The organism is Streptomyces sp. SolWspMP-5a-2 (assembly GCF_900091845.1).
Taxonomy (GTDB): Bacteria; Actinomycetota; Actinomycetes; order Streptomycetales; family Streptomycetaceae; genus Streptomyces; species Streptomyces doudnae.
Genome location: NZ_FMCI01000344.1, coordinates 12397 through 31174, shown reverse-complemented (window position 1 = coordinate 31174; position 18778 = coordinate 12397). Strand labels below are relative to the sequence as shown.

11 protein-coding genes and 2 pseudogenes are annotated in these 18778 nt (G+C 74.0%); 7 read left to right on the top strand and 6 right to left on the bottom strand.

What is annotated here, in order from left to right:
* The 4 genes and pseudogenes from GA0115242_RS41040 to GA0115242_RS42365 all read left to right on the top strand — a co-directional run.
* A pseudogene (locus tag GA0115242_RS41040) lies at window positions 1-434 on the top strand (hypothetical protein); the annotation flags it as partial.
* Complete coding sequence (gene pdhA, locus GA0115242_RS34020) at window positions 431-1582, top strand: pyruvate dehydrogenase (acetyl-transferring) E1 component subunit alpha (protein ID WP_093835460.1); 1152 nt, start codon at window positions 431-433, stop codon at window positions 1580-1582. The pseudogene GA0115242_RS41040 and the gene pdhA, both read left to right, overlap by 4 nt.
* Before the next feature lie 17 nt (window positions 1583-1599).
* Window positions 1600-2565: an alpha-ketoacid dehydrogenase subunit beta gene (locus GA0115242_RS34015; protein WP_161353416.1), complete on the top strand. Its 966-nt coding sequence runs from the start codon at window positions 1600-1602 to the stop codon at window positions 2563-2565.
* Window positions 2566-2578: 13 nt separating this feature from the next.
* A complete protein-coding gene (locus GA0115242_RS42365; RefSeq protein ID WP_093835456.1) occupies window positions 2579-3964 on the top strand; it encodes a dihydrolipoamide acetyltransferase family protein in 1386 nt (461 codons plus the stop codon).
* A 93-nt stretch (window positions 3965-4057) separates the two neighbouring features.
* On the opposite strand, the gene GA0115242_RS34005 is transcribed toward GA0115242_RS42365, so the two are convergent.
* Complete coding sequence (locus GA0115242_RS34005; RefSeq protein WP_093835454.1) at window positions 4058-7963, bottom strand: nSTAND1 domain-containing NTPase; 3906 nt, start codon at window positions 7961-7963, stop codon at window positions 4058-4060.
* A 252-nt stretch (window positions 7964-8215) separates the two neighbouring features.
* Between GA0115242_RS34005 and GA0115242_RS34000 the strand changes: the two genes are divergently transcribed.
* The 3 genes from GA0115242_RS34000 (at window position 8216) to GA0115242_RS33990 (ending at window position 12894) form a co-directional block, all read left to right on the top strand.
* A complete protein-coding gene (locus GA0115242_RS34000) occupies window positions 8216-9277 on the top strand; it encodes a macro domain-containing protein (RefSeq protein WP_093835452.1) in 1062 nt (353 codons plus the stop codon).
* Window positions 9278-9368: 91 nt separating this feature from the next.
* Window positions 9369-10913, top strand: a complete 1545-nt coding sequence (locus tag GA0115242_RS33995; protein ID WP_093835450.1) for a hypothetical protein — start codon at window positions 9369-9371, stop codon at window positions 10911-10913.
* 28 nt (window positions 10914-10941) lie between these two features.
* On the top strand, window positions 10942-12894 hold the full coding sequence (locus tag GA0115242_RS33990; RefSeq protein WP_093835448.1) for an SIR2 family protein: 1953 nt from the start codon (window positions 10942-10944) through the stop codon (window positions 12892-12894).
* A 33-nt stretch (window positions 12895-12927) separates the two neighbouring features.
* Here GA0115242_RS33990 and GA0115242_RS33985 read toward each other — a convergent pair whose 3' ends face one another.
* From GA0115242_RS33985 to hypF, 5 genes and pseudogenes are all read right to left on the bottom strand, one after another.
* Complete coding sequence (locus tag GA0115242_RS33985; protein ID WP_093835446.1) at window positions 12928-13647, bottom strand: DUF6390 family protein; 720 nt, start codon at window positions 13645-13647, stop codon at window positions 12928-12930.
* Window positions 13648-14640: a hydrogenase expression/formation protein HypE gene (hypE, locus tag GA0115242_RS33980; RefSeq protein WP_093835464.1), complete on the bottom strand. Its 993-nt coding sequence runs from the start codon at window positions 14638-14640 to the stop codon at window positions 13648-13650.
* An 89-nt stretch (window positions 14641-14729) separates the two neighbouring features.
* Window positions 14730-15832 (bottom strand): annotated as a pseudogene (hypD, locus tag GA0115242_RS33975) (hydrogenase formation protein HypD).
* On the bottom strand, window positions 15829-16125 hold the full coding sequence (locus GA0115242_RS33970; RefSeq protein ID WP_093835444.1) for a HypC/HybG/HupF family hydrogenase formation chaperone: 297 nt from the start codon (window positions 16123-16125) through the stop codon (window positions 15829-15831). Before GA0115242_RS33970 ends, hypD begins: the two are co-directional and overlap by 4 nt.
* A 71-nt stretch (window positions 16126-16196) precedes the next feature.
* The gene (hypF, locus tag GA0115242_RS33965) at window positions 16197-18776 is read right to left on the bottom strand and encodes a carbamoyltransferase HypF (protein ID WP_093835442.1); all 2580 of its coding nucleotides are present in this window, start codon (window positions 18774-18776) and stop codon (window positions 16197-16199) included.
* Window positions 18777-18778 lie beyond the last annotated feature (2 nt).

Sequence of the window (18778 nt, the reverse complement as noted above, 5' to 3'; positions counted from 1 at the left end):
ATCACGCCCCGCCCGCCGCCCCCGCCACCGTGGTGCTGATCGGCCGCCCCTGCCCGCGCGACCTGGTCGCCCGCCACTTCGCCGTCCGGCCGCACACCCGCCTCTGGTCGGAGTTCGCCCCGACCGACGGCGCCGTGCCGTGGACCGCGCACGAACTGCTCGCCCGGGACGCCGGACGCGCCCACGAACCCGGCGCGGGCAGCCCCGTCCCGCCGGTCAGGCTCAGCGTCCGCGGGCCCGGCGGCCGGGGACTGCCACCGGGGGAGAGCGGCGCCGTCGTCGCCGTCGGACCGTCCTGGTTCCCCGAGGACACCCAGGACTCCGGGTGGCGCGGCCGCTGGACACCGGACCACACCCTGGACATCACCGCACCGCCCGCCACCGCGCCGGTCCCGCGGGCCCGCTGCGACCGCCCCGACAGGGAAGTGACATGACCGCTCCCACCGCCGACCACGCGTCCGGCGCGACCGCCCTCACGGACGCCCTGAACGCCTTCGCCGACCACCGTCCCGAACCACAGGCCGTCCAACTCCTGCGCCCGGACGGCACCTTGACGCTGCCACCGGAGCACATCCCCGGCTACGGAAGCGAGTTGCTGCGCGCCCTCTACCGCGACATGCGGATGGCCCGTGAACTCGACACCGAGGCCACCGCGTTGCAGCGTCAGGGCGAACTCGGCCTGTGGCCACCGCTGCTGGGCCAGGAGGCGGCCCAGATCGGCTCCGCGCACGCGCTGCGCCCCGACGACCACGTCTTCCCCAGCTACCGCGAGCACGGCGTCGCCTGGTGCCGGGGAGTGGACCCGGTGGACGTCGTGCGGCTGTTCCGCGGCGTCACCAACGGCGGCTGGGACCCGCGCGGCAGCGGCTTCCACCTCTACACCCTGGTCGTCGGCGCGCACGTGCTGCATGCGACCGGGTACGCGATGAGCCTCGCCAAGCGGGGCAGCGACGCCGTGGCGGTCGCCTACTTCGGCGACGGCGCCAGCAGCGAGGGCGACGTCGCGGAGGCGTTCACCTTCGCCGCCGTCCACGACGCGCCCGTCCTCTTCCTCTGCCAGAACAACCAGTGGGCCATCTCCGAGCCCGTCACCCGCCAGACCAGCAGCCCCCTGTACCGCCGCGCACAGGGCTTCGGCTTCCCCGGGGTGCGCGTCGACGGCAACGACGCGCTCGCCGTGCACGCCGTCACCCGGCACGCCCTCGACCACATCCGGGGCGGCGGCGGGCCCTTCTTCGTCGAGGCGTTCACCTACCGGATGGGCGCCCACACCACCTCCGACGACCCCACGCGCTACCGGCCGCCCGCGGAGCTGGAGCAGTGGCGGGCCAGGGACCCCCTCGCCCGGCTGCGCGCCCACCTGAGCGCGACCGGCCTCGCGGAGCCCGCGTTCTTCGAGGAGACCGAGGAGCGGGCCACCGAACTGGCCCACCGGGTCCGGCACGCGGTGCGGACCATGCCGGACCCCGCGCCGGCCGGCGTCTTCGACCACGTCCACGCCGAGGGCCACGCCCTGGTGGACGAGGAGCGCCGGCGGTTCGAGGAGTACGAACGATCCTTCACCGACCCGGAGAGGCCCTGACCATGCCGGCCCAGACCATGACCCTGGCCAAAGCACTCAACCTGTCGCTGCGCACGGCCCTGGAGGACGACCCGGACGTCCTGGTGATGGGGGAGGACGTCGGCAGGCTCGGCGGGGTCTTCCGGGTGACCGACGGCCTCCAGAAGGACTTCGGCGAGGACCGGGTGATGGACTCCCCGCTCGCCGAGTCCGGCATCGTCGGCACCGCCGTCGGACTCGCCCTCGGCGGCCACCGGCCCGTGGTGGAGATCCAGTTCGACGGTTTCGTCTTCCCGGCGTACGACCAGATCGTCACCCAGCTCGCCAAGCTCCACGCCCGCTCCGGCGGCGCCCTGCGGATGCCGGTGGTGGTCCGCATCCCCTACGGCGGCGGCATCGGCGCCGTCGAGCACCACAGCGAGTCGCCCGAGGCCCTCTTCGCCCATGTGCCCGGGTTGAAGGTGGTGTCGCCCGCGACCCCGTCGGACGCCTACTGGATGCTCGGGCAGGCAGTCCGCAGCGACGACCCGGTGATCTTCTTCGAGCCCAAGCGCCGCTACTGGGACACCGGGGAGGTGGACCCCGGCGCGACGCCCCCGCCGCTGCACCGGGCGCGCGTCGTCCGCGCGGGCACCGATCTGACGCTCGCGGGGTACGGGCCCACGGTGAAGCTGTGCCGTGAGGCGGCCGAGGCCGCCGCCGAGGACGGACGCTCCGTGGAGGTCCTCGACCTGCGGTCGCTGTCACCCGTCGACTTCGACACCGTGCAGGCGTCCGTGGAGCGCACCCACCGGCTGGTGGTGGTGCACGAGGCGCCGGTCTTCTTCGGGGCGGGCGCGGAGATCGCCGCCCGGATCACCACCCGGTGCTTCTACGCCCTGGAGGCACCGGTGCTGCGGGTGGGCGGCCACCACACCCCCTACCCGCCCGCCCGGCTCGAAGGGCACTACCTGCCCGACCTCGACCGGGTGCTCGCCGCCGTCGACGATTCGCTGGCCTACTGAAGGAAGCCCCGCCATGGCTGAGACCGCCGACCGGCTGCGCGAGTTCCGGATGCCCGACGTGGGCGAGGGACTCACGGAGGCGGAGATCCTGACCTGGTACGTCGGCCCGGGGGACACCGTCACCGACGGCCAGACCGTCTGCGAGATCGAGACGGCCAAGGCCGTGGTGGAGCTGCCGATCCCGTTCGACGGCGTGGTCCGCGAACTGCGCTGCGCGGCCGGGCAGACGGTGCCGGTGGGGGCCGTCGTCATCACGGTCGCCGAGCCGTCGGCGGCGCCGGGCGGGCAGCCCGTGCTCGTCGGCTACGGCGTCGCCCCGGAGCGCGCCGGACGCCGCCCGAGGGCCACGCCCCTGCGCCCTGCCCCCGGGACGGCCCTGGCTAAGCCGCCGGTCCGCAAGCTCGCCAGGGACCTCGGCGTCGACCTCACCACCCTGCGCCCCGCATCCCCGGACGGCGTCGTCACCCGGGCGGAGGTGGAAGCGGCGGCGGCCCGACACACGACCCCGCCCCCGGGGCCCACCGAGCCGCCGGTGCCTCCGAAGCCGGACGACCCCCGTGACGTCCGTGACACCCGGGGCTCGAGTGATGCCGGTGACGCCGACGACGCGCGGGACCGCCGGGACCACCGGGACGCCCGTGACCCCCGGGACCACTGGGACGCCCGTGACCCCCGGGACCGCCAGGACGCCCGTGACCCCCGGGAGACGAGGGTGCCCGTGCGCGGGGTGCGCCGGGCGACCGCCGCCGCGGTGACCGCGTCCGCATTCACGGCCCCGCACGTCACCGAGTTCGTCACCGTCGACGTCACCCGGACGACGCGACTGGTGCGCGCGCTCGGCCGGGCACCGGAGTTCGCCGACCGCCGGGTCGGCCCGCTGCTCCTGGTGGCGAAGGCGCTGCTCACCGCAGTCGCGCGCCACCCGGACATCAACGCGAGCTGGGACGAGGCGGCCCAGGAGATCGTCCGCAAGGACTACGTCAACCTGGGCGTCGCGACCGCCACCCCGCGCGGACTGCTGGTCCCCAACGTGAAGGACGCCCACGCCCTGCCGCTGACCGCCCTCGCGGACGCGCTGACGGAACTGGTGACCACGGCGCGGGCGGGCCGGACGAGCCCCGCCGCGCTCACCGGCGGGACGCTCACACTGACCAACATCGGCGTCTTCGGCGTCGACACCGGCACCCCCATCCTCCCGCCGGGCGAGGCGGCGATCCTGGCGGTCGGCGCGATCGGCACCCGCCCCTGGGTCCACAAGAAGAAGGTGACACCTCGTCAAGTCCTGACCCTGGCACTGACCTTCGACCACCGCCTGATCGACGGCGAACTCGGCGCGAAGGTCCTCGCGGACGTGGCGTCGGTACTGGAGCGTCCGCAGCGGTTGATCGCGCGGGGGTGAGCTGTCGTCGCGCTGCCGCTCTCGTCCGCACCGGCCAGGGCTTCGACCGTCTCCACCCCGCCTGCGTCCTCCTGACCGGCGCGGCGCTCGCGTTCAGGTGGCGCACGGCGGGGCGTAGGGCCGGTCCGGCAGGTACTGGCGCCACTCGGTCCGGGTGATGGCGGCGCCCGAGACGTCGCAGATGCGCGAGGCGACCGCTGCCGGGTCGGTGGTCCACAGCCGCACGGTGTGGTCCGCGCTCCCGGCGGCGAGGGTGTGGCCCTCGGGGCTGAAGGAGACCACGTAGACGTGGTCGGTGGGGCCGGTCAGGGTCGCGACCACGGTGGGCGAAGCCGGTCGTCCGACGTCCCACAGCCAGACCGTGTGGTCGGTGCTGCCGGCGGCCAGCGTGCTGCCGTCCGGGCTGAAGGCCACGGAGTAGACGTAGCTCGTCGGGCCGGTCAGCGGTCGGCCCAGGGGGCTTGGGCTCTTCGGCCGGCTCATGTCCCAGAGCCGGACGGTGTGGTCCGCGCTCCCGGCGGCGAGGGTGCGCCCGTCGGGACTGAACGCGATCGAATAGACGGTGTCGTCGCTCTCCGCCAGCGGGCGGCCGAGCGATCGGGGCGCCGTCGGCCGGCTCATGTCCCACAGCCGGACGGTGTGGTCCGCGCTCCCGGCGGCGAGGATGTGCCCGTCGGGACTGAACGCGACCGAGAAGACGTAGCTCTTGAAGCCGGAGAGTTTCGGCAGCGGCGCCGGATGGGCCGGGTCCCTGACGTCCCAGAGCCGCAGTGTCTGGTCGTCGTTGCCCGTGACCAGGGTCTCTCCGCCGGGGCTGAAGGCGATCGCCTGCGCGTACCCGCTCGCCGGGCCGGTGAGCGTGGGTCCGACGGGGACGGGGTGAGTCGGGTCCGCGACGTTCCACAACCGCACCGTGCCGGTGGTGCCCGCGATCGCGAGCGTCCGGCCGTCCGGGCTGAAGACCACCGCCGTCACGGCGCCGCCGGGTGCGGGGAGCGCCTTGCCCAGAGGCCGGCCGGTGGCGACCGTCCAGAGCTGGAGCCGGCCGGTGCCGATCGCGAGCAGCCGCCCGTCCGGGCTGAAGGCGATGCCGTTGATCACGTCGTCGCTGGTCAGCACCGGGCTCGGCAGGTGCCACAGCCGGGTCACCCGGTCGGCGTCACCGCTGACCAGCGTCGACCGGTCGCGCCAGAGCAGCGCGGTGACGGGCCCGGTGTGGCGGAACGCCGCCGTGACCCGGCGGGTGCGCACGTCCCACACCCGGACCAGGTCGTCGCTGCTTCCGACGGCCAGCGTCCGGCCGTCAGGGCTGTAGGCGAGGGCGTTGATCCAGCTGGTCGCGGACCGGAGGGGCGCTCCCGCCTGCCGGGGAGCCGCCGGGTCGGCGACGTTCCACAATCCGACCTGCTGATCCCGGCCGCCCACCGCGAGACTGCCGCCGTCCGGACTGAAGGCCAGTGCCTGCACCTCCTTCTGCGAGACGGTGAACTCCGTCGCCGCCCCCTCGGGCTCACCGGAGGCTGCGACACGCCACAGCCTGACCTTCCCGTCGCCGCTGCCCGCGGCCAGAAGGCGGCCGTCCGGGCTGAAGGCGACCTGGTGCACGTATCCGGCGGGTCCGGTGAGGGCAGGCACCGACGCTTTCGGGTGACCGGGAACCGTGACGTCCCAGAGGTGGACGGAGTTGTCCGCGCCGCCCGCCGCGAGCGTGTGCCCGTCGGGGCTGAAGGCGAGACTGTAGACGGTGTCGGACGGACCGGTGAGCGGAGTACCGAGGAGCCGGGGCCTACCTGACGCGCTGACGTCCCACAGCTTGACGACACGGTGTGCACCGGCGGCCGCGAGCACCTTCTCGTCCGGACTGAGAGCGACGGTGTACACCGCGTCGGGGAACGCGGCCAGCGGGTCGCCCGCCGCCACCGGGTGACGGGTGTCGGCGGTGTTCCAGAGCCGTACCGTCCCGTCGGCGCCGCCCTGGGCCAGCAGATGGCCGCGGCTGCCGAGGGCCAGCGCCTGGACCGCGCCGCCCGGTGAGAGCAGCCGGGTGACCGCGGGGGAGGCCGAGGAGTTCAGCAGGCTGGAGACGGCCTCGGGGGTGTCGGCGATCCGGAAGGCGGTCAGCGCGAGCTGGGCGCCGAGGCCCACGTCGTCGGTACGGACCCGGTCCGCCGCGACGGCGGTCAGACGGGAGGCGGCGGCGGTCTGCTGCCGCTCGGCCATTCTGGTGCGCTGGACGACGTACCAGCCACCGGCCACCACAAGAACGAGGACCACGGCCAGGGCGGTGCCCAGTTGGTAGGACCGGCGGGTGCGTCGGCGGGCGGACAGCCGCTCCAGGCGCTCGTTGGCGATGCCCGCGTCCAGGAACTCCCGTTCCAGCGGCGTCGGATCGAGGCGGTGCGCGGCGTCCTCCGCCCAGCCGCGGGCCAGCGCCAGACCGGTCCCCCGTAACAGCATCTGCGGATCGCGTCCCGAGTCGTGCCATGCCTCCGCCGCCTCCGTGAGCCGGTGATGGGTGCGGATCCCGTCCCTGTCGGCTTCGATCCACTCCCGGAGCAGCGGCCAAGCGGTCAGCAGTGCCTCGTGGGTGATCGTCAGCGTCTCCGCGTCGGCCGTGATCAGCCGCTGCTCGATGAACAGGTCCGCCACCAGGCTCAGTTCGCCGGTTCCCGGGCCGCTCCCCGCCCGCAGGAGTTCGCTGTGCCAGATACGGCGCCGGACGTCGGCCGTCGTGCTCGACAGCCGGACCAGCCGCAGGAAAAGCGTGCGGGCCAGAACCCGCTGCTCCGGGGTGAGTCCGTGGTAGACACTGTCGGCGGTGTGCGCCACCGCACCGGCGATTCCGCCGCTGGCCTGGTAGTCGGCCACGGTGAGCTGCCGGTTCCTGCCCCGCTCGGCGGTGGCGAACAGCGCGTGCGACAAGAGAGGCAGCGCACCGTCCTCGTGCCCCTGTTCCGTGCCGCCCCCGGCCGCGGGCGCCAGGTCCCGCAGCAACAGCTCGACCAGCCCGTCGTCCAGTCTGACACCCATGCTCCGGGCGGGCTCCACGATCGCCCGGCGCAGCTGCGCCGGGGTCATCGGGCGGACGATCTCCTGGGCCTCCTCCAGCACCAGCGCGAGCAAAGGCACGCGCACGGCTGCCGGGTAGAAGTCGGCCCGCATCCCCAGCACGGCCGACACGACCGGAGCCGCCCCGGATCCGGCGGCGTCCGCGGCGGTACCGTCCGGGCCGGACCGCGCGCCGGTGAGTGCGCCCAGCGCCGCGATGAACGCCCGCCGCTCCGCCTCGTCCCGGCACATGCTGAACGTCTCCTCGAACTGGTCGACCACCAGCACCAACGGCTCGGAGACGAAGCGTGCGCAAGCGCCCGGATCCGATCGCAGCGCTTCGACGATCTCCGGGACCGGTCTCCCCGCGCCCGGCGCGAGACGCGCGGCCAGCTCCGTCAGCGGGTGGGCCCGCGGGGTGAAAAGCTCCACTCGGGCGCGGCCCTCGGCCCTCAGCGCGGGTACCAGGCCGGCCCGTAACAACGAGGACTTGCCGGATCCCGACGCGCCCACCACCAGGACCAGCGGACGCCCTGCCGCCTGCCACTCGGCCAAGCGGCGGCGCAGCCGGGCGGTCGCCTCCTCCCGGCCGAAGAACAGGTCGGCCTGCTCGGGCTCGAAGCTGGCCAGCCCGCGGTACGGGGAGACACCTCTGGCCCGCCCGTACGAGGTCTGCCGGAGGCGGACGAGGTCGTCGGTCAGCGCCGCGACGGTCTGCGTGTCGGTGACGCCGCAGGCCTCCAGCAGCACGGGCAGCAGCCGGACCGGTGGCAGATGCCGGCCCCCGAAGTACCCGCCGACCGTACTGGCCCGCTGGTCGAGGAGTTTCGCGATCTCCCGCACGGACAGTCCCGCGTGTTCCCTGAACGACGTCAGCTCCCGGGCGAACGCGGCCCGGTCGGCGACCGGTCTGCGCGTGTCGTCAGCAGGACGTGATGGGTCATCGGACACCGTTCCCCCACTCCGCGCCGCCTCCCGGTGTCCGGTCCTGCGGCGCTCCCCTTGTCGGCCACGATCCCCGGCGTGAGCCGCCTGTACGGGACTGTACGGACCAGGCCCCGCAGCCCGGCGGCTCCGTACGCAGACTGTGCGGTCTTGTACGGGCTTGCAGCAACCACTTCACGAATGTTCGCGGTGTCGATTGGTTAACGGCATGTCACGTCTCATCACGGCGCTTCCGCCCCGATCCCGGGAGACGACACCATGACCAACGTTCCCGCCCTCCTGGCCGCCGCGCTCCTTCTCACCCTCGGTGCCGGCCTGGTGCTGTGGCGTTCCGCGACGTCCGCCGAGCAGCGTCCGGTGGTGCTGGTCGTGGCGTGGCTGTGCGTCGCGCTCGGCGCCGACCTGATCATCTTCGGCTTCTTCCCCGGGGAGACGATCAGCGGCAGGGCGCTCGGTTTCCGGGTGGGTGGTGCGGCGGCGCTCTTCCTCGTCGTGTGGCAGGGCTGCCTCCGGGTCCATCGGCAGACGCTTGCCCTGGACCGCCCGGACGAACTGCTGCGGCAGAGCAGGGCCGAGACGCTCCGGCTGCGTGATCAGCTCGCCACCGCCACGGTCGCCCGGCACCCCGAGCAGCTGACGGCGACCCGGGTGTACCGCAGCCAGGTGGCCGGGCGCCCCGGCCGCGAACTGGGCATCATCACCGGCGATCTGAAGAACGTCGACTTCGTCGACGTCTGGGTCAACTCGGAGAACACCGACATGCAGATGTCGCGCTACCACGAGCGTTCGGTCTCCGGACTCATCCGCTACGAGGGAGCCCGGCACGACGCCTCCGGCCGCGTCGTGGAGGACTGCGTCGCCGACGAGCTGGCGCACCGGGTGGCGGGCCGCACTCCCGTCGTGCCCGGCACCGCGATCAGCACCGGGCCCGGACGGCTGGCCAACCACAACAAGGTGCGCCGTATCGTGCACGTCGCCTCGGTGATCGGAGAGCCAGGCAACGGCTACCGGCAGGCCCGCGTACTGGGCCGGTGCGTGACCAACGCGCTGCGGGAGGCGGAGCGTCCCGGGCTGCCCGACGCCGGATCGCTGTGCGAACCGCCGGTCTCCGTCGTCTTCCCGCTGCTCGGCGCGGGGGAGGCCGGAGCCGATCCGGTCGAGACCGCGAGAATCCTGCTGACCGCGGCGCACGCGTACCTCTCCTGCGACCGCCCCACATCGCTGACCGCCGTCTACGTCCTCGCCTACACCGACGCCGAACTTGCCGCCTGCCGAGCCGCGCTCGCGCCGCTGTGCCGCGGTGGCCGGGCGGAGCGCTGAGCCACCGGACCGCCGCCCTGCGGCCCCTGCGCGACCGGGGACGCGGACCCCGGCGCACCACTCCTGCTGAACCTCCTGAAAGGGAACACCTGTGTCTGTCACGCGTCCGAACGAACCGCACACTCCCGACCGGGCGTACGCCCGTGCCCGTGACCGCCGTGCCTGGTATCTCAGGCTCGCCGAGGAGCAGCCGATCGTGGCGACCGGCTGCCCCGAGAGCGACTGCGACCCTGGGCCGGTCCACGCGCACGACGTGTACTGCCGTTCGCACGACCGGCTGCTGCCGTTCTCGACCTCCGCTCCGAGCCGGACACGGTGGTTCGTGATCAACCTGCTCCGCGCCGCGGTGTGCGGAACCTTCACGCTCTGCGCGCAGACGTCGAGCCCGCTGCCGGTGACGCTGCTGGCCGTGGTGACGGGCGCGGTGGTCCTCGGACTGCCGCTCCGGCACTACCCGGTCGGACGTGCAGCCGCCGTCGGGCTGTGGGCGCTGACCTGGGTGGTCTACGCGCTGGCCGCTCTGACCGGGACGCACGGCCACCGGATCATCGGCACGGTGGTGCTGGCGGCGGTCACGCTGGCGTGGCTGGGCTGGACCGGCGCCAAGGTGATGGAACGGGCGGACGACGGCCGCTCCCGCCGGGCCCGTCGCCCGCAGGTGCCCGACCGCTCCGCCGGGCGCGCGGCAGGCGTGATCGCCTCGGGTCTGGCCGCCGTGCCCGCGGCGCTCGTGCTGAGTCTGCTGCTCGCCCGGGGTCCCTCGGACTGGCTGCTGCGGCTGCCCGCGGTGCGCGGCTGGCTGCTGGTGGCCGCGGCGGGCGGCCTCGCCGGCGCCCTGCTGACCGCGCTGCTGGCGGGCGCGGTGGACGGCTGGGGGCTCGTCGCGCTGCGGACCCGCCAGCTCAGGGTGCCCGGCAGACCCGCCGTGCTGCGGTGGAAGGCGGTCGACAGGCGCTGGCACGGATCGCCACCGCGCACCTTCGGCGGCAGGGTCCAGGCCCTGGTCCTCGAACTGCGCCACCAATCCGTCACCGCTGCGCTGCGCTGCGCCGCTTTCGCCGTCAACATCCTGCGGCTCACCGGACATCACGCCGCTCAGGCCGCCGTCCGGCTGGCGAACCTCGTGTTCCGGCAGACCGTCGTCCTGCTGCGCCGGGCACGGACGGCGCTCCTGTGCGCGGGGCAGCTCCTGGGCAGGGCGGCGCGGATGCTCGCCACCACCGCCCCGCACGGTGGCCGGGTCATTCTCCTGCCGACCGCCGCCCTGGCTCTCGCCACGTGCCTCGTTCCGCCGCTCGCCTGGCAGATCACCGTCTATCTGACCCGAGGCGGCCCCGTCCGGCTCGGTCTGGCACTGCTCTGCGCTCTGGCGTGCATGCTGTTGTGGACGGCGGGATGGGCGGCGTTCACCGGCGAACCCTTCGCCCGTACCCGGGACTCGGCGCTCCACAGCGCGTCGAACACCCTGCCTCGCCTGGTGCTGCTGACCACCGTCGGCGGCTGGGTGCTCGGACTGCCGGGCACCTTCGGCCACGGACGCATCCACGTGGGCTGGCTGACGCTCACCCTCACCGCCCTGATCCTGGTCTTCCTGGTGCGCACCAGGCCGGACCGCAAGCCCGCGTCGGACGCATGAGGGGCGCGCGCTGCGCCGGAGGGACGACATGACCATCGAAGCCAGGGACCTGTTCCTGTTCGTCGGGGCGGGTGCCTCCCGGTCCGTACCCGCCGGCCTTCCGATGTTCGACGCACTGCGCGGACAGATCCTCCGCGAACTGCGTCTGGTCGGCGGCCAGTCCGACGGATCTCGGGCCGGGGCCTGGGCGCGGCTCGCCCCCGAGGTCTTCATGCTGGCCCTCTCACGGGGCGGCGTCGAGGCGGCGCCCTGGCTGAACGACGTGCTCGGGGCGGGGGAGCCCAACGCGGCCCATCACGCGGTGGCGAGGTTGGCGGCTGCCGGGGCCACGGTGTGGACCGTCAACTTCGACGACCTCATCGAACGGGCGGGCGGCCCCGGCCTCGTGGCGTGCGCCTGGCCCGCCGCCCCCGCCGACGGCGTGAGGCTGCTGAAGCCGCACGGCACCCTCGGCGGCAAACTCATCGTCGACGCCGAGGCGGTGCTGCACGGTCTGCCCGCCGCGTGGGAGAGGCGGCTGAGGGACGACGTGGCGGGCCGCACGGTGGTCTTCCTCGGCTACCGCGGCTTCGACCTGGACTTCCAGCCGATCTGGGACGACGTACTGGCGGCGGCGGGGGACGTCCTCTGGTTCGACCTGCCCGACCCGGACGCCGACCGGCACAAGAGGCTCCTGCTGGCGGGCAAGGAGAGGGCGGGCCGTCTGCACCTGCGACCGCCGGTGCCCCTCCCCGCCGGGGCGCCGCCCGGCGGGCCCAACCCGTCCTGGGACTTCGTCCACTGGTGCCGCGCCGAGGGGCTCGCCGACGTCGACCAGACCCTGGTGCTGCGGCTGTTCGAGCGGCCCAAGCCGGTCTTCCCCCGGTTGCCGGGAGCGCCCTACGAGCGGGCGAGACCCGTCCTCCAGGGGCTGCTGGGCGAGATCACCGCCGCCCGCCGGAGCTACCGTGCGCTCCTCGCTCGTCCCGCCCACGCCGCGCACGCCGTCCGCGGACTGGTCGAACTGCGGCTCAACCACGGCGGTCGCCCGCTCGCGTGGACGCTGACCCTCGCCCGGGCGCTGCCTCCGGTGGGACGACTGGCCGAAGCGCGGCGATTCGCAGCGGCCAAGCGGCTCGCCGTGCTGTCCAAGACCGGGAACTACCGAGCGGTGCTGAAGGGGACCGCGGGCCTGACCGCGAAGAGCCTCTCCACCCTGTGGATCCTGCGCTCCGCCGCACTGCGCAGCTCGGGGTCGCTCGACGCGGCGGCGGAAGCGGCGGCCACCGCCTGGGACCGCGCGCGTGCCGAGCGGCACCCGGTCCGGATCGCGCACGCCGCCTTCCAGCGGACCCTCGCCCTGATGTGGGCCGACCGCCTGGACGAGGCACGGGCCTGCCTCGACCAGCACCTGGATCCGTACGCGGCCATCGCGGCCAACCGGTGGGTCGCCTGGGCGGACTTCGTGCGGGGCGGACTGGCCGTCCGCGACGGCGACGCCGATGCCGCGGCCGCCCACTTCCGGCGCAGCCAGGACCGTTTCCAGGCCGAGGCGCTCGACGACGGCGTGGCCAGTGTCCTCGTCGCCGGCCTGGCCGTGCTGCGGCTGAGGGGCGACAACGGCTTCGAGGAGGGGCTCGCGGAGGTCGAACGACTTCAGCGGAGCAGGGGCAGACAGCGTCTTCGTTACGCGCGCAATCACCGTTTCATGCGCCACGCCGTGCTGCTCGAACGCGCGGAGTACGCCCGTGTGCACACCCGGGACGCCGACGCGGCCCTGCGCCTGTACCGGAGTGTGGCGGGTTCTCCGTACCCGCTGCACGCCGCGCAGGCCCATCTCGGGCTCGCGATGCTGGAGGCAGAGCATCACCACCCGCCCGAGCGGGCCCACACGGCACTGGCCATGGCGACGCGGATAGGTGCCCGCCGACACGTTCGCCACGCGCAAGCTCTCCTGGCTGCCCCCGGCCCCGCCCGCGCACCCGAGTTCTTCTTCTGCTGAACCCGCCTGCCAGGGCGGGCGGCCCGTTCCCGCCTACCCCACCGACACCCCCGCCAGCCACCCCAGTTGCCGCGCCTCCGACGACTCGATCCTGGCCGCCTGGGTCTCCGTCAGGACGTCGCACACCCAGTCCCAGTGCAGCGCGACCCGGTCGCCGGGGGACACGCCCCCGAGCAGCGACCGGCCGCCGGTGGACCAGCGCACGGACTCCCGTCGGACCGGCCCCTGGACCAGCTCACCGCCGGTCCAGGTCAGCGGCCTGGACTCGACCGTCGCCGACTCGCCCTCGACGGAGCGGACCACGCCCGTGCGGATGCGGCACCGGTCGAGGACGGTGAGCGCCGTCGGACGCCCGGAGTCCCGCAGCAGCCGCGCCCACGGGTACACCTCGAACACCTGGAAGGTGTGATGCGCCCGCGCCCGCTCCCGCGCACCTTGCCAGGTGCCGCCCGACTGGCCGCGGAAGCGGTCGAGCAACCGGTCCAGCACCGCCCGGGAGGACGCCAGGTCCAGGAGGTCGTTGCCGATCCAGTACGCCTCGACCACCCGCTCGTCCAGCGGGTCGGACAACCCCGCGCACTCGGCGAGGAGTTCGAGGTAGCACCAGGCGCCCTCGAACCGCCGGGCGTGCCGCTCGATGCCCGCGGTCTCCTCCGCGCGCAGCAGCGCCGACGCGTCGGCGGGCCCGCAGTAGCCGAGTTCGTTGGGCGGATAGGCGTACCGGGCGAAGAGGACCGCGCCGCGCGCGCTCATTCAGCAGATCCTCGGGAGCTGTTCGCCGACGGGCATCCCGACGACCCGGGTGCCGCCGAGCCCGGTCCTGGCGACGACCATGCCGGGGTGCTCGGACACGACGGTGCCGATCCGGCGGGCGCCGCCGCCCAGCGGGTGCGCCGTCATGGCCGCGAGGACCCGGTCCGCGCATCCGCCCGGGACCACGGCGATCACCTTGCCCTCGTTGGCGACCTGGAGGGGGTCGAGGCCCAGCAGGCTGCACGCGTCGCGCACCGGTTCCGGTACGGGCAGGTCGCGTTCGACGAGTTCGACGCCGACCCCGGAGGCGGTGGCGATCTCGTTGAGGGAGGCCGCGACACCGCCCCGGGTGGGATCGCGCAGCACGTGCACGTCGGTGCCGGTGGCGAGCAGGGCGGCGACCAGACCGTGCAGCGGGGCGGTGTCGCTCTCCACGGCGGTCCCGAACTCCAGGCCCTCGCGGCAGCTCAGCACGGCCACCCCGTGCACTCCGATGTCACCGCTGATCAGGACGGCGTCCCCGGACTCGGCGCGGCGCGGGCCGATCCGCACGCCCTCGGGGACCACGCCGATCCCGGAGGTGTTCACGTAGACGCCGTCGCCGCTGCCGCTGTCGACGACCTTGGTGTCCCCGGTGACCAGCCTGACCCCGGCCTCGCGGGCCGCCGCCCCCATGTCCTGGGCGATCCGGCCGAGTTCGGTGAGGGCGGTGCCCTCCTGGAGGATGAAGGCGCTGGACAGGAAGAGGGGCACGGCGCCCGACATGGCGAGGTCGTTGACCGTCCCGTTGACCGCGAGGTCGCCGATCGACCCGCCGGGGAAAAACATCGGCCGCACCACGAACGAGTCGGTGGAGAAGGCGAGTCGGGTGCCGTCGCCGACGTCGAGGACGGCGGAGTCGCCCAGTTCGGGCGCGGCGGCGGAGCCGTAGGCCGGGAGGAAGAGGTGCTCGACCAGTTCGGCCGACATCGCGCCGCCGCCGCCGTGGCCCATCACGACGGTCGGTGTCTCGCGCAGCGGGACCGGGCAGGCCCAGTTCTCGAAGTCCGGTGCGCCGGTGGGGGTGTGGTGCGTCGTCTGGGTCACTTCGCCTCGACCAGGTCCAGTCGGCGGTACGCGTGGTACGCGGCGCACGCGCCCTCGGAGGACACCATGGTGGCGCCCAGGGGGGTACGGGGGTGCAGCGGGTGCCGAACGCGGCGCACTCGTGCGGCTTGATCAGGCCCTGGAGCACTTCGCCCGACCGGCACAGCGAGGACTCCGCGGTGCGGATCGCCCCCACGTCGAACCGGTTCTCGGCGTCGAACTCCGCGTAGGCCGGGGCCAGTCGCCAGCCGCTGCGGGGGATGGTCCCGATGCCGCGCCAGGTCCTGTCGGTCACCTCGAAGACGTCCCGCAGCATCTCCATGGCGGGCAGGTTCCCCTCGTCGCGCACCGCGCGGGGGTAGGCGTTCTCCACCTCGTGCCTGCCCTCCTCCAGTTGCAGGACGGTCCGGCGGACGCCTTCGAGGATGTCCAGCGGCTCGAACCCGGTGACGACGATGGGGACGCGGTACTTCTCCGCGAGCGGCGGGTACGCGGAGGTGCCCATGACGCTGCACACGTGCCCGGCGGCGAGGAACGCCTGGACCCGGCAGGTGGGGGACTCCATGATGGCCGCGATGGCGGGCGGCACCAGCACGTGCGAGACCAGCAGGGAGAAGTTCCGCACGCCCAGGCGCCGCGCCTGATGGACCGTCATGGCGTTGGCGGGAGCCGTCGTCTCGAAGCCGATCCCGAAGAAGACGACCTCCTTGTCGGGGTTCTCCCGCGCGATCCGCAGCGCGTCGAGCGGGGAGTAGACGACCCGGACGTCGCCGCCCGCGCTCTTGACGGAGAACAGGTCACGCCCGCTGCCCGGGACCCGCAGCATGTCGCCGAAGGAGCAGAAGACGACGTCGGGGCGGGCGGCGATCGCCAGCGCCCGGTCGATGATCTCCAGCGGGGTCACGCAGACGGGGCAGCCGGGACCGTGGATCAACTCGATCTGTTCGGGCAGGAGTTGGTCGATGCCGTGCCGGATGATCGAGTGGGTCTGGCCGCCGCAGACCTCCATCATCGCCATCGGGCGGGTGGTGGCCGCGTGGATCTGGCCGAGCAGCCGCTCGGCCAGGTGCGGGTCGCTGAACTCGTCGAGGTACTTCACCGCTCGGCCCCTTCCGCCGCGCCCTGCTCCCGGGCGGCCTGTTCGAAGCCGTCCCCGAACTCCTCCTCCAGCAGCCCCAGTCGGTCGAAGTTGGCGAGCGTCTCCAGGGCGGACGCCTCGTCGAGCCGCTGGATGGCGAACCCGACGTGCACGACGACGTACTCGCCGACCGCCGCGTCAGGGACGTACTGCAGGCACACCTCCTTGCGCACCCCGCCGAAGTCGACGTCCGCCATCAGGGCGCCGTCGACCTCGGCGGTCCGCAGGACACGCCCGGGAACTGCCAGACACATGCTGCCTTCCTTCTTCGCCGGTCTCGAGTGACCGCGCGTCACCCGGCCGGGTTCCGCGCGGGGGGTGTGGGTCAGCCGCCGGCCGCGGCGACGAGCAGTTGCCCGAAGGCGAGTCCGCCGTCGTTGGGCGGCAGCGCCCGCGGCCGCAGGACGGTGAAGTCGGCTGCTTCCAGGGCGTGTTGGGTGGCGGCGAGCAGGACCGCGTTCTGGAAGACGCCGCCGCCGAGCACCACCGTCCCGAGCCCGGTGCGCTCCCGGCAGTGCAGGGCGAGGTCCGCGGTGAGGCGGGCGACGGCGGTGTGGAAGCGCGCGGCGATCACCTCGCGCGCGGTCCCGGCCCGGACGTCGGACACCACCGCGCGGATCACAGGGGCGGCGTCGGCGCGGACCGGATCACCGGGACCCGGCCCGGTCAGCGTGGCGAAGGCGTACCCGCGCTCCGGGTCCCCGGCGGGCGCGGACCGGGCGAGCGCCTCCAGCTCGATCGCCGCCTCCGCCTCGTAGGCGACCTCGTGCCTGACCCCCGCGAGCGAGGCGACGGCGTCGAAGAGACGGCCCATGCTCGACGTCGGCACGGAGCCGAAGCCGGTCGCGAACTGGTGGGCCAGCACGTTCCGTTCGGGCTCAGGACAGGCCGCCACCGGGGGCAGGTCCCCGTCCCAGGCGATGCCCGCGGCCCGCAGGTGCGCGAGCGCCATCCGGTAGGGCCGCAGCACGCTGGCGTCGCCCCCGGCCAGCGGCACGTACGCCAGATGGGCCACCCGGCGGTAGGACTTGTAGCCCGCGATCATCGTCTCACCGCCCCACACCGCGCCGTCGGTGCCGTGCCCGGTGCCGTCGAAGGCGAACCCGATGACGCTCTCGCCCGGCCCCAGACCGTGCTCGCCCATGACGGACGCGAGATGCGCGTGATGGTGCTGCACGGTGCGGACCGCCCGCCCCCTGGCGTGGGTGCGGGCCCAGGTGCCCGACCGGTAGCCGGGGTGCCGGTCGGCCACCAGCTGCTCGGGTTCGACGCCGGTCAGCAGCGCGAGATGGTCCGCGGTGCGGGTGAGCGACTCGACGGTGGAGAGGTCGTCGAGGTCGCCGATGTGCTGACTGACCCAGCCGTAGCCGCCCTCGCCCAGCGCGCAGGTGTTCTTCAGGTCGGCGCCCGCCGCGAGCAGCGGCGGCACCTCGAAGGGCAGCGCGAGCGGCAGCGGCGCGTGGCCGCGCGCACGGCGGACGGGCAGTTCGGCACCGGCGGTGAACCGGCTGACGGAGTCGTCGCAGGGGACGTGGATCGGACGGTCGTGGCGCAGCCAGGCGTCGACGAGCGGGGCGAGTTCGGTGAGGGCCTGCGCGTCGTCGATGACGATCGGCTCGCCCGAGCGGTTGCCGGAGGTCATCACGAGGACGTCGGGGCCCGGTTCGTCGCCGTCGAGGCCGAACAGCAGGACGTGCAGCGGGGTGTAGGGGAGCAGCACCCCGAGATCCGGGCTGCCCGGCGCGACCGCCTCCGCCACCGGGCGCGCGTCGCCGTCGGTGCGGCGGGGGAGCAGCACGATGGGTTTCCGGGCGCCGGTGAGCAGCGCCGTCTCGTCCTCGGTGAGGGTGACGAGCCCGGCGGCGACGCCGAGGTCCGCGGCCATCACGGCGAAGGGCTTGTCGCCCCGGCGCTTGCGCCGCCGCAGCCGGGCGACCGCCGTGTCGTCGCGGGCGTCGCACGCGAGGTGGTAGCCGCCGAGCCCCTTGACGGCGACGACGGCCCCGTCGGCGAGCAACCGCCGTGCGGCGCGCAGGGCTTCGTCGCCGTGGCGGGTCTCCTCGCCGGTGCCGTCGATCAGTTCAAGGCGCGGCCCGCAGGCATGGCAGGCGATCGGCTGGGCGTGGAAGCGGCGGTCGCGCGGGTCCTGGTACTCCGCGCGGCAGTCGTCGCACATCGGGAACCCGGCCATCGTCGTCGCCGCGCGGTCGTAGGGCAGTCCGGTGACGATGGTGAACCGGGGCCCGCAGTGGGTGCAGGTGATGAAGGGGTGACGGTGGCGGCGGTCGCCGGGGTCGCGCAGTTCGGCCAGGCAGTCCTGGCAGGTCGCGGTGTCGGGGGAGACCAGCGTGCGGGCCCGGCCGCCCGCCGCGGAGTCCGCGATGGTGAACCCGGCGTCACCGGCGAGCGGCAGCTCCGTCTCGGTCACCGACTCCACGGTCGCGAGGGGCGGCGCGTCGGTGCGCAGCCGGTGTCCGAAGGCGGTCACCGCGTCCCGGTCGCCCTCCACCTCGGCGATCACCCCGGTGCCGGTGTTGGCGACCGAGCCGGTGAGGGCGAGCGCGGAGGCGGTGACGTAGACGAACGGCCTGAAGCCCACGCCCTGCACCACGCCGCGCACCTCGAACCGGCGTCTGACCAGGGCCTGCTGAGCGGGCGCGGGTTCCTCGGCGCGGGCGCCGCTGCCCATCATCCGCAGTCCGGAGAGCGCCTCGGCCGCCTTGGTCCCGTCGATGACCTCCATCGCGAAGCCCATGTGCAGCAGGACCCAGTCCCCGGCCGCCGGGGGCGCGTCGAGCATGCCGACGTTGACGCGGCGTCTCGCGCCCTCCACGTCGACGAGGGCGAGCTGGTCGGCGAACCCCTCGACCAGTTCCACGACGCGACCCGGGATGCCGAGACACATGA

What these genes read in the sequence shown, in the direction of transcription:
- pdhA (WP_093835460.1), top strand. Translation starts at nt 431, where the DNA reads ATGACCGCTCCCACCGCCGACCACGCGTCCGGCGCGACCGCCCTCACG.
- GA0115242_RS34015 (WP_161353416.1), top strand. Translation starts at nt 1,600, where the DNA reads ATGACCCTGGCCAAAGCACTCAACCTGTCGCTGCGCACGGCCCTGGAG.
- GA0115242_RS42365 (WP_093835456.1), top strand. Translation starts at nt 2,579, where the DNA reads ATGGCTGAGACCGCCGACCGGCTGCGCGAGTTCCGGATGCCCGACGTG.
- GA0115242_RS34000 (WP_093835452.1), top strand. Translation starts at nt 8,216, where the DNA reads ATGACCAACGTTCCCGCCCTCCTGGCCGCCGCGCTCCTTCTCACCCTC.
- GA0115242_RS33990 (WP_093835448.1), top strand. Translation starts at nt 10,942, where the DNA reads ATGACCATCGAAGCCAGGGACCTGTTCCTGTTCGTCGGGGCGGGTGCC.
- GA0115242_RS33985 (WP_093835446.1), bottom strand. Translation starts at nt 13,647, where the DNA reads ATGAGCGCGCGCGGCGCGGTCCTCTTCGCCCGGTACGCCTATCCGCCC.
- hypE (WP_093835464.1), bottom strand. Translation starts at nt 14,640, where the DNA reads ATGGGCCACGGCGGCGGCGGCGCGATGTCGGCCGAACTGGTCGAGCAC.
- GA0115242_RS33970 (WP_093835444.1), bottom strand. Translation starts at nt 16,125, where the DNA reads ATGTGTCTGGCAGTTCCCGGGCGTGTCCTGCGGACCGCCGAGGTCGAC.
- hypF (WP_093835442.1), bottom strand. Translation starts at nt 18,776, where the DNA reads ATGTGTCTCGGCATCCCGGGTCGCGTCGTGGAACTGGTCGAGGGGTTC.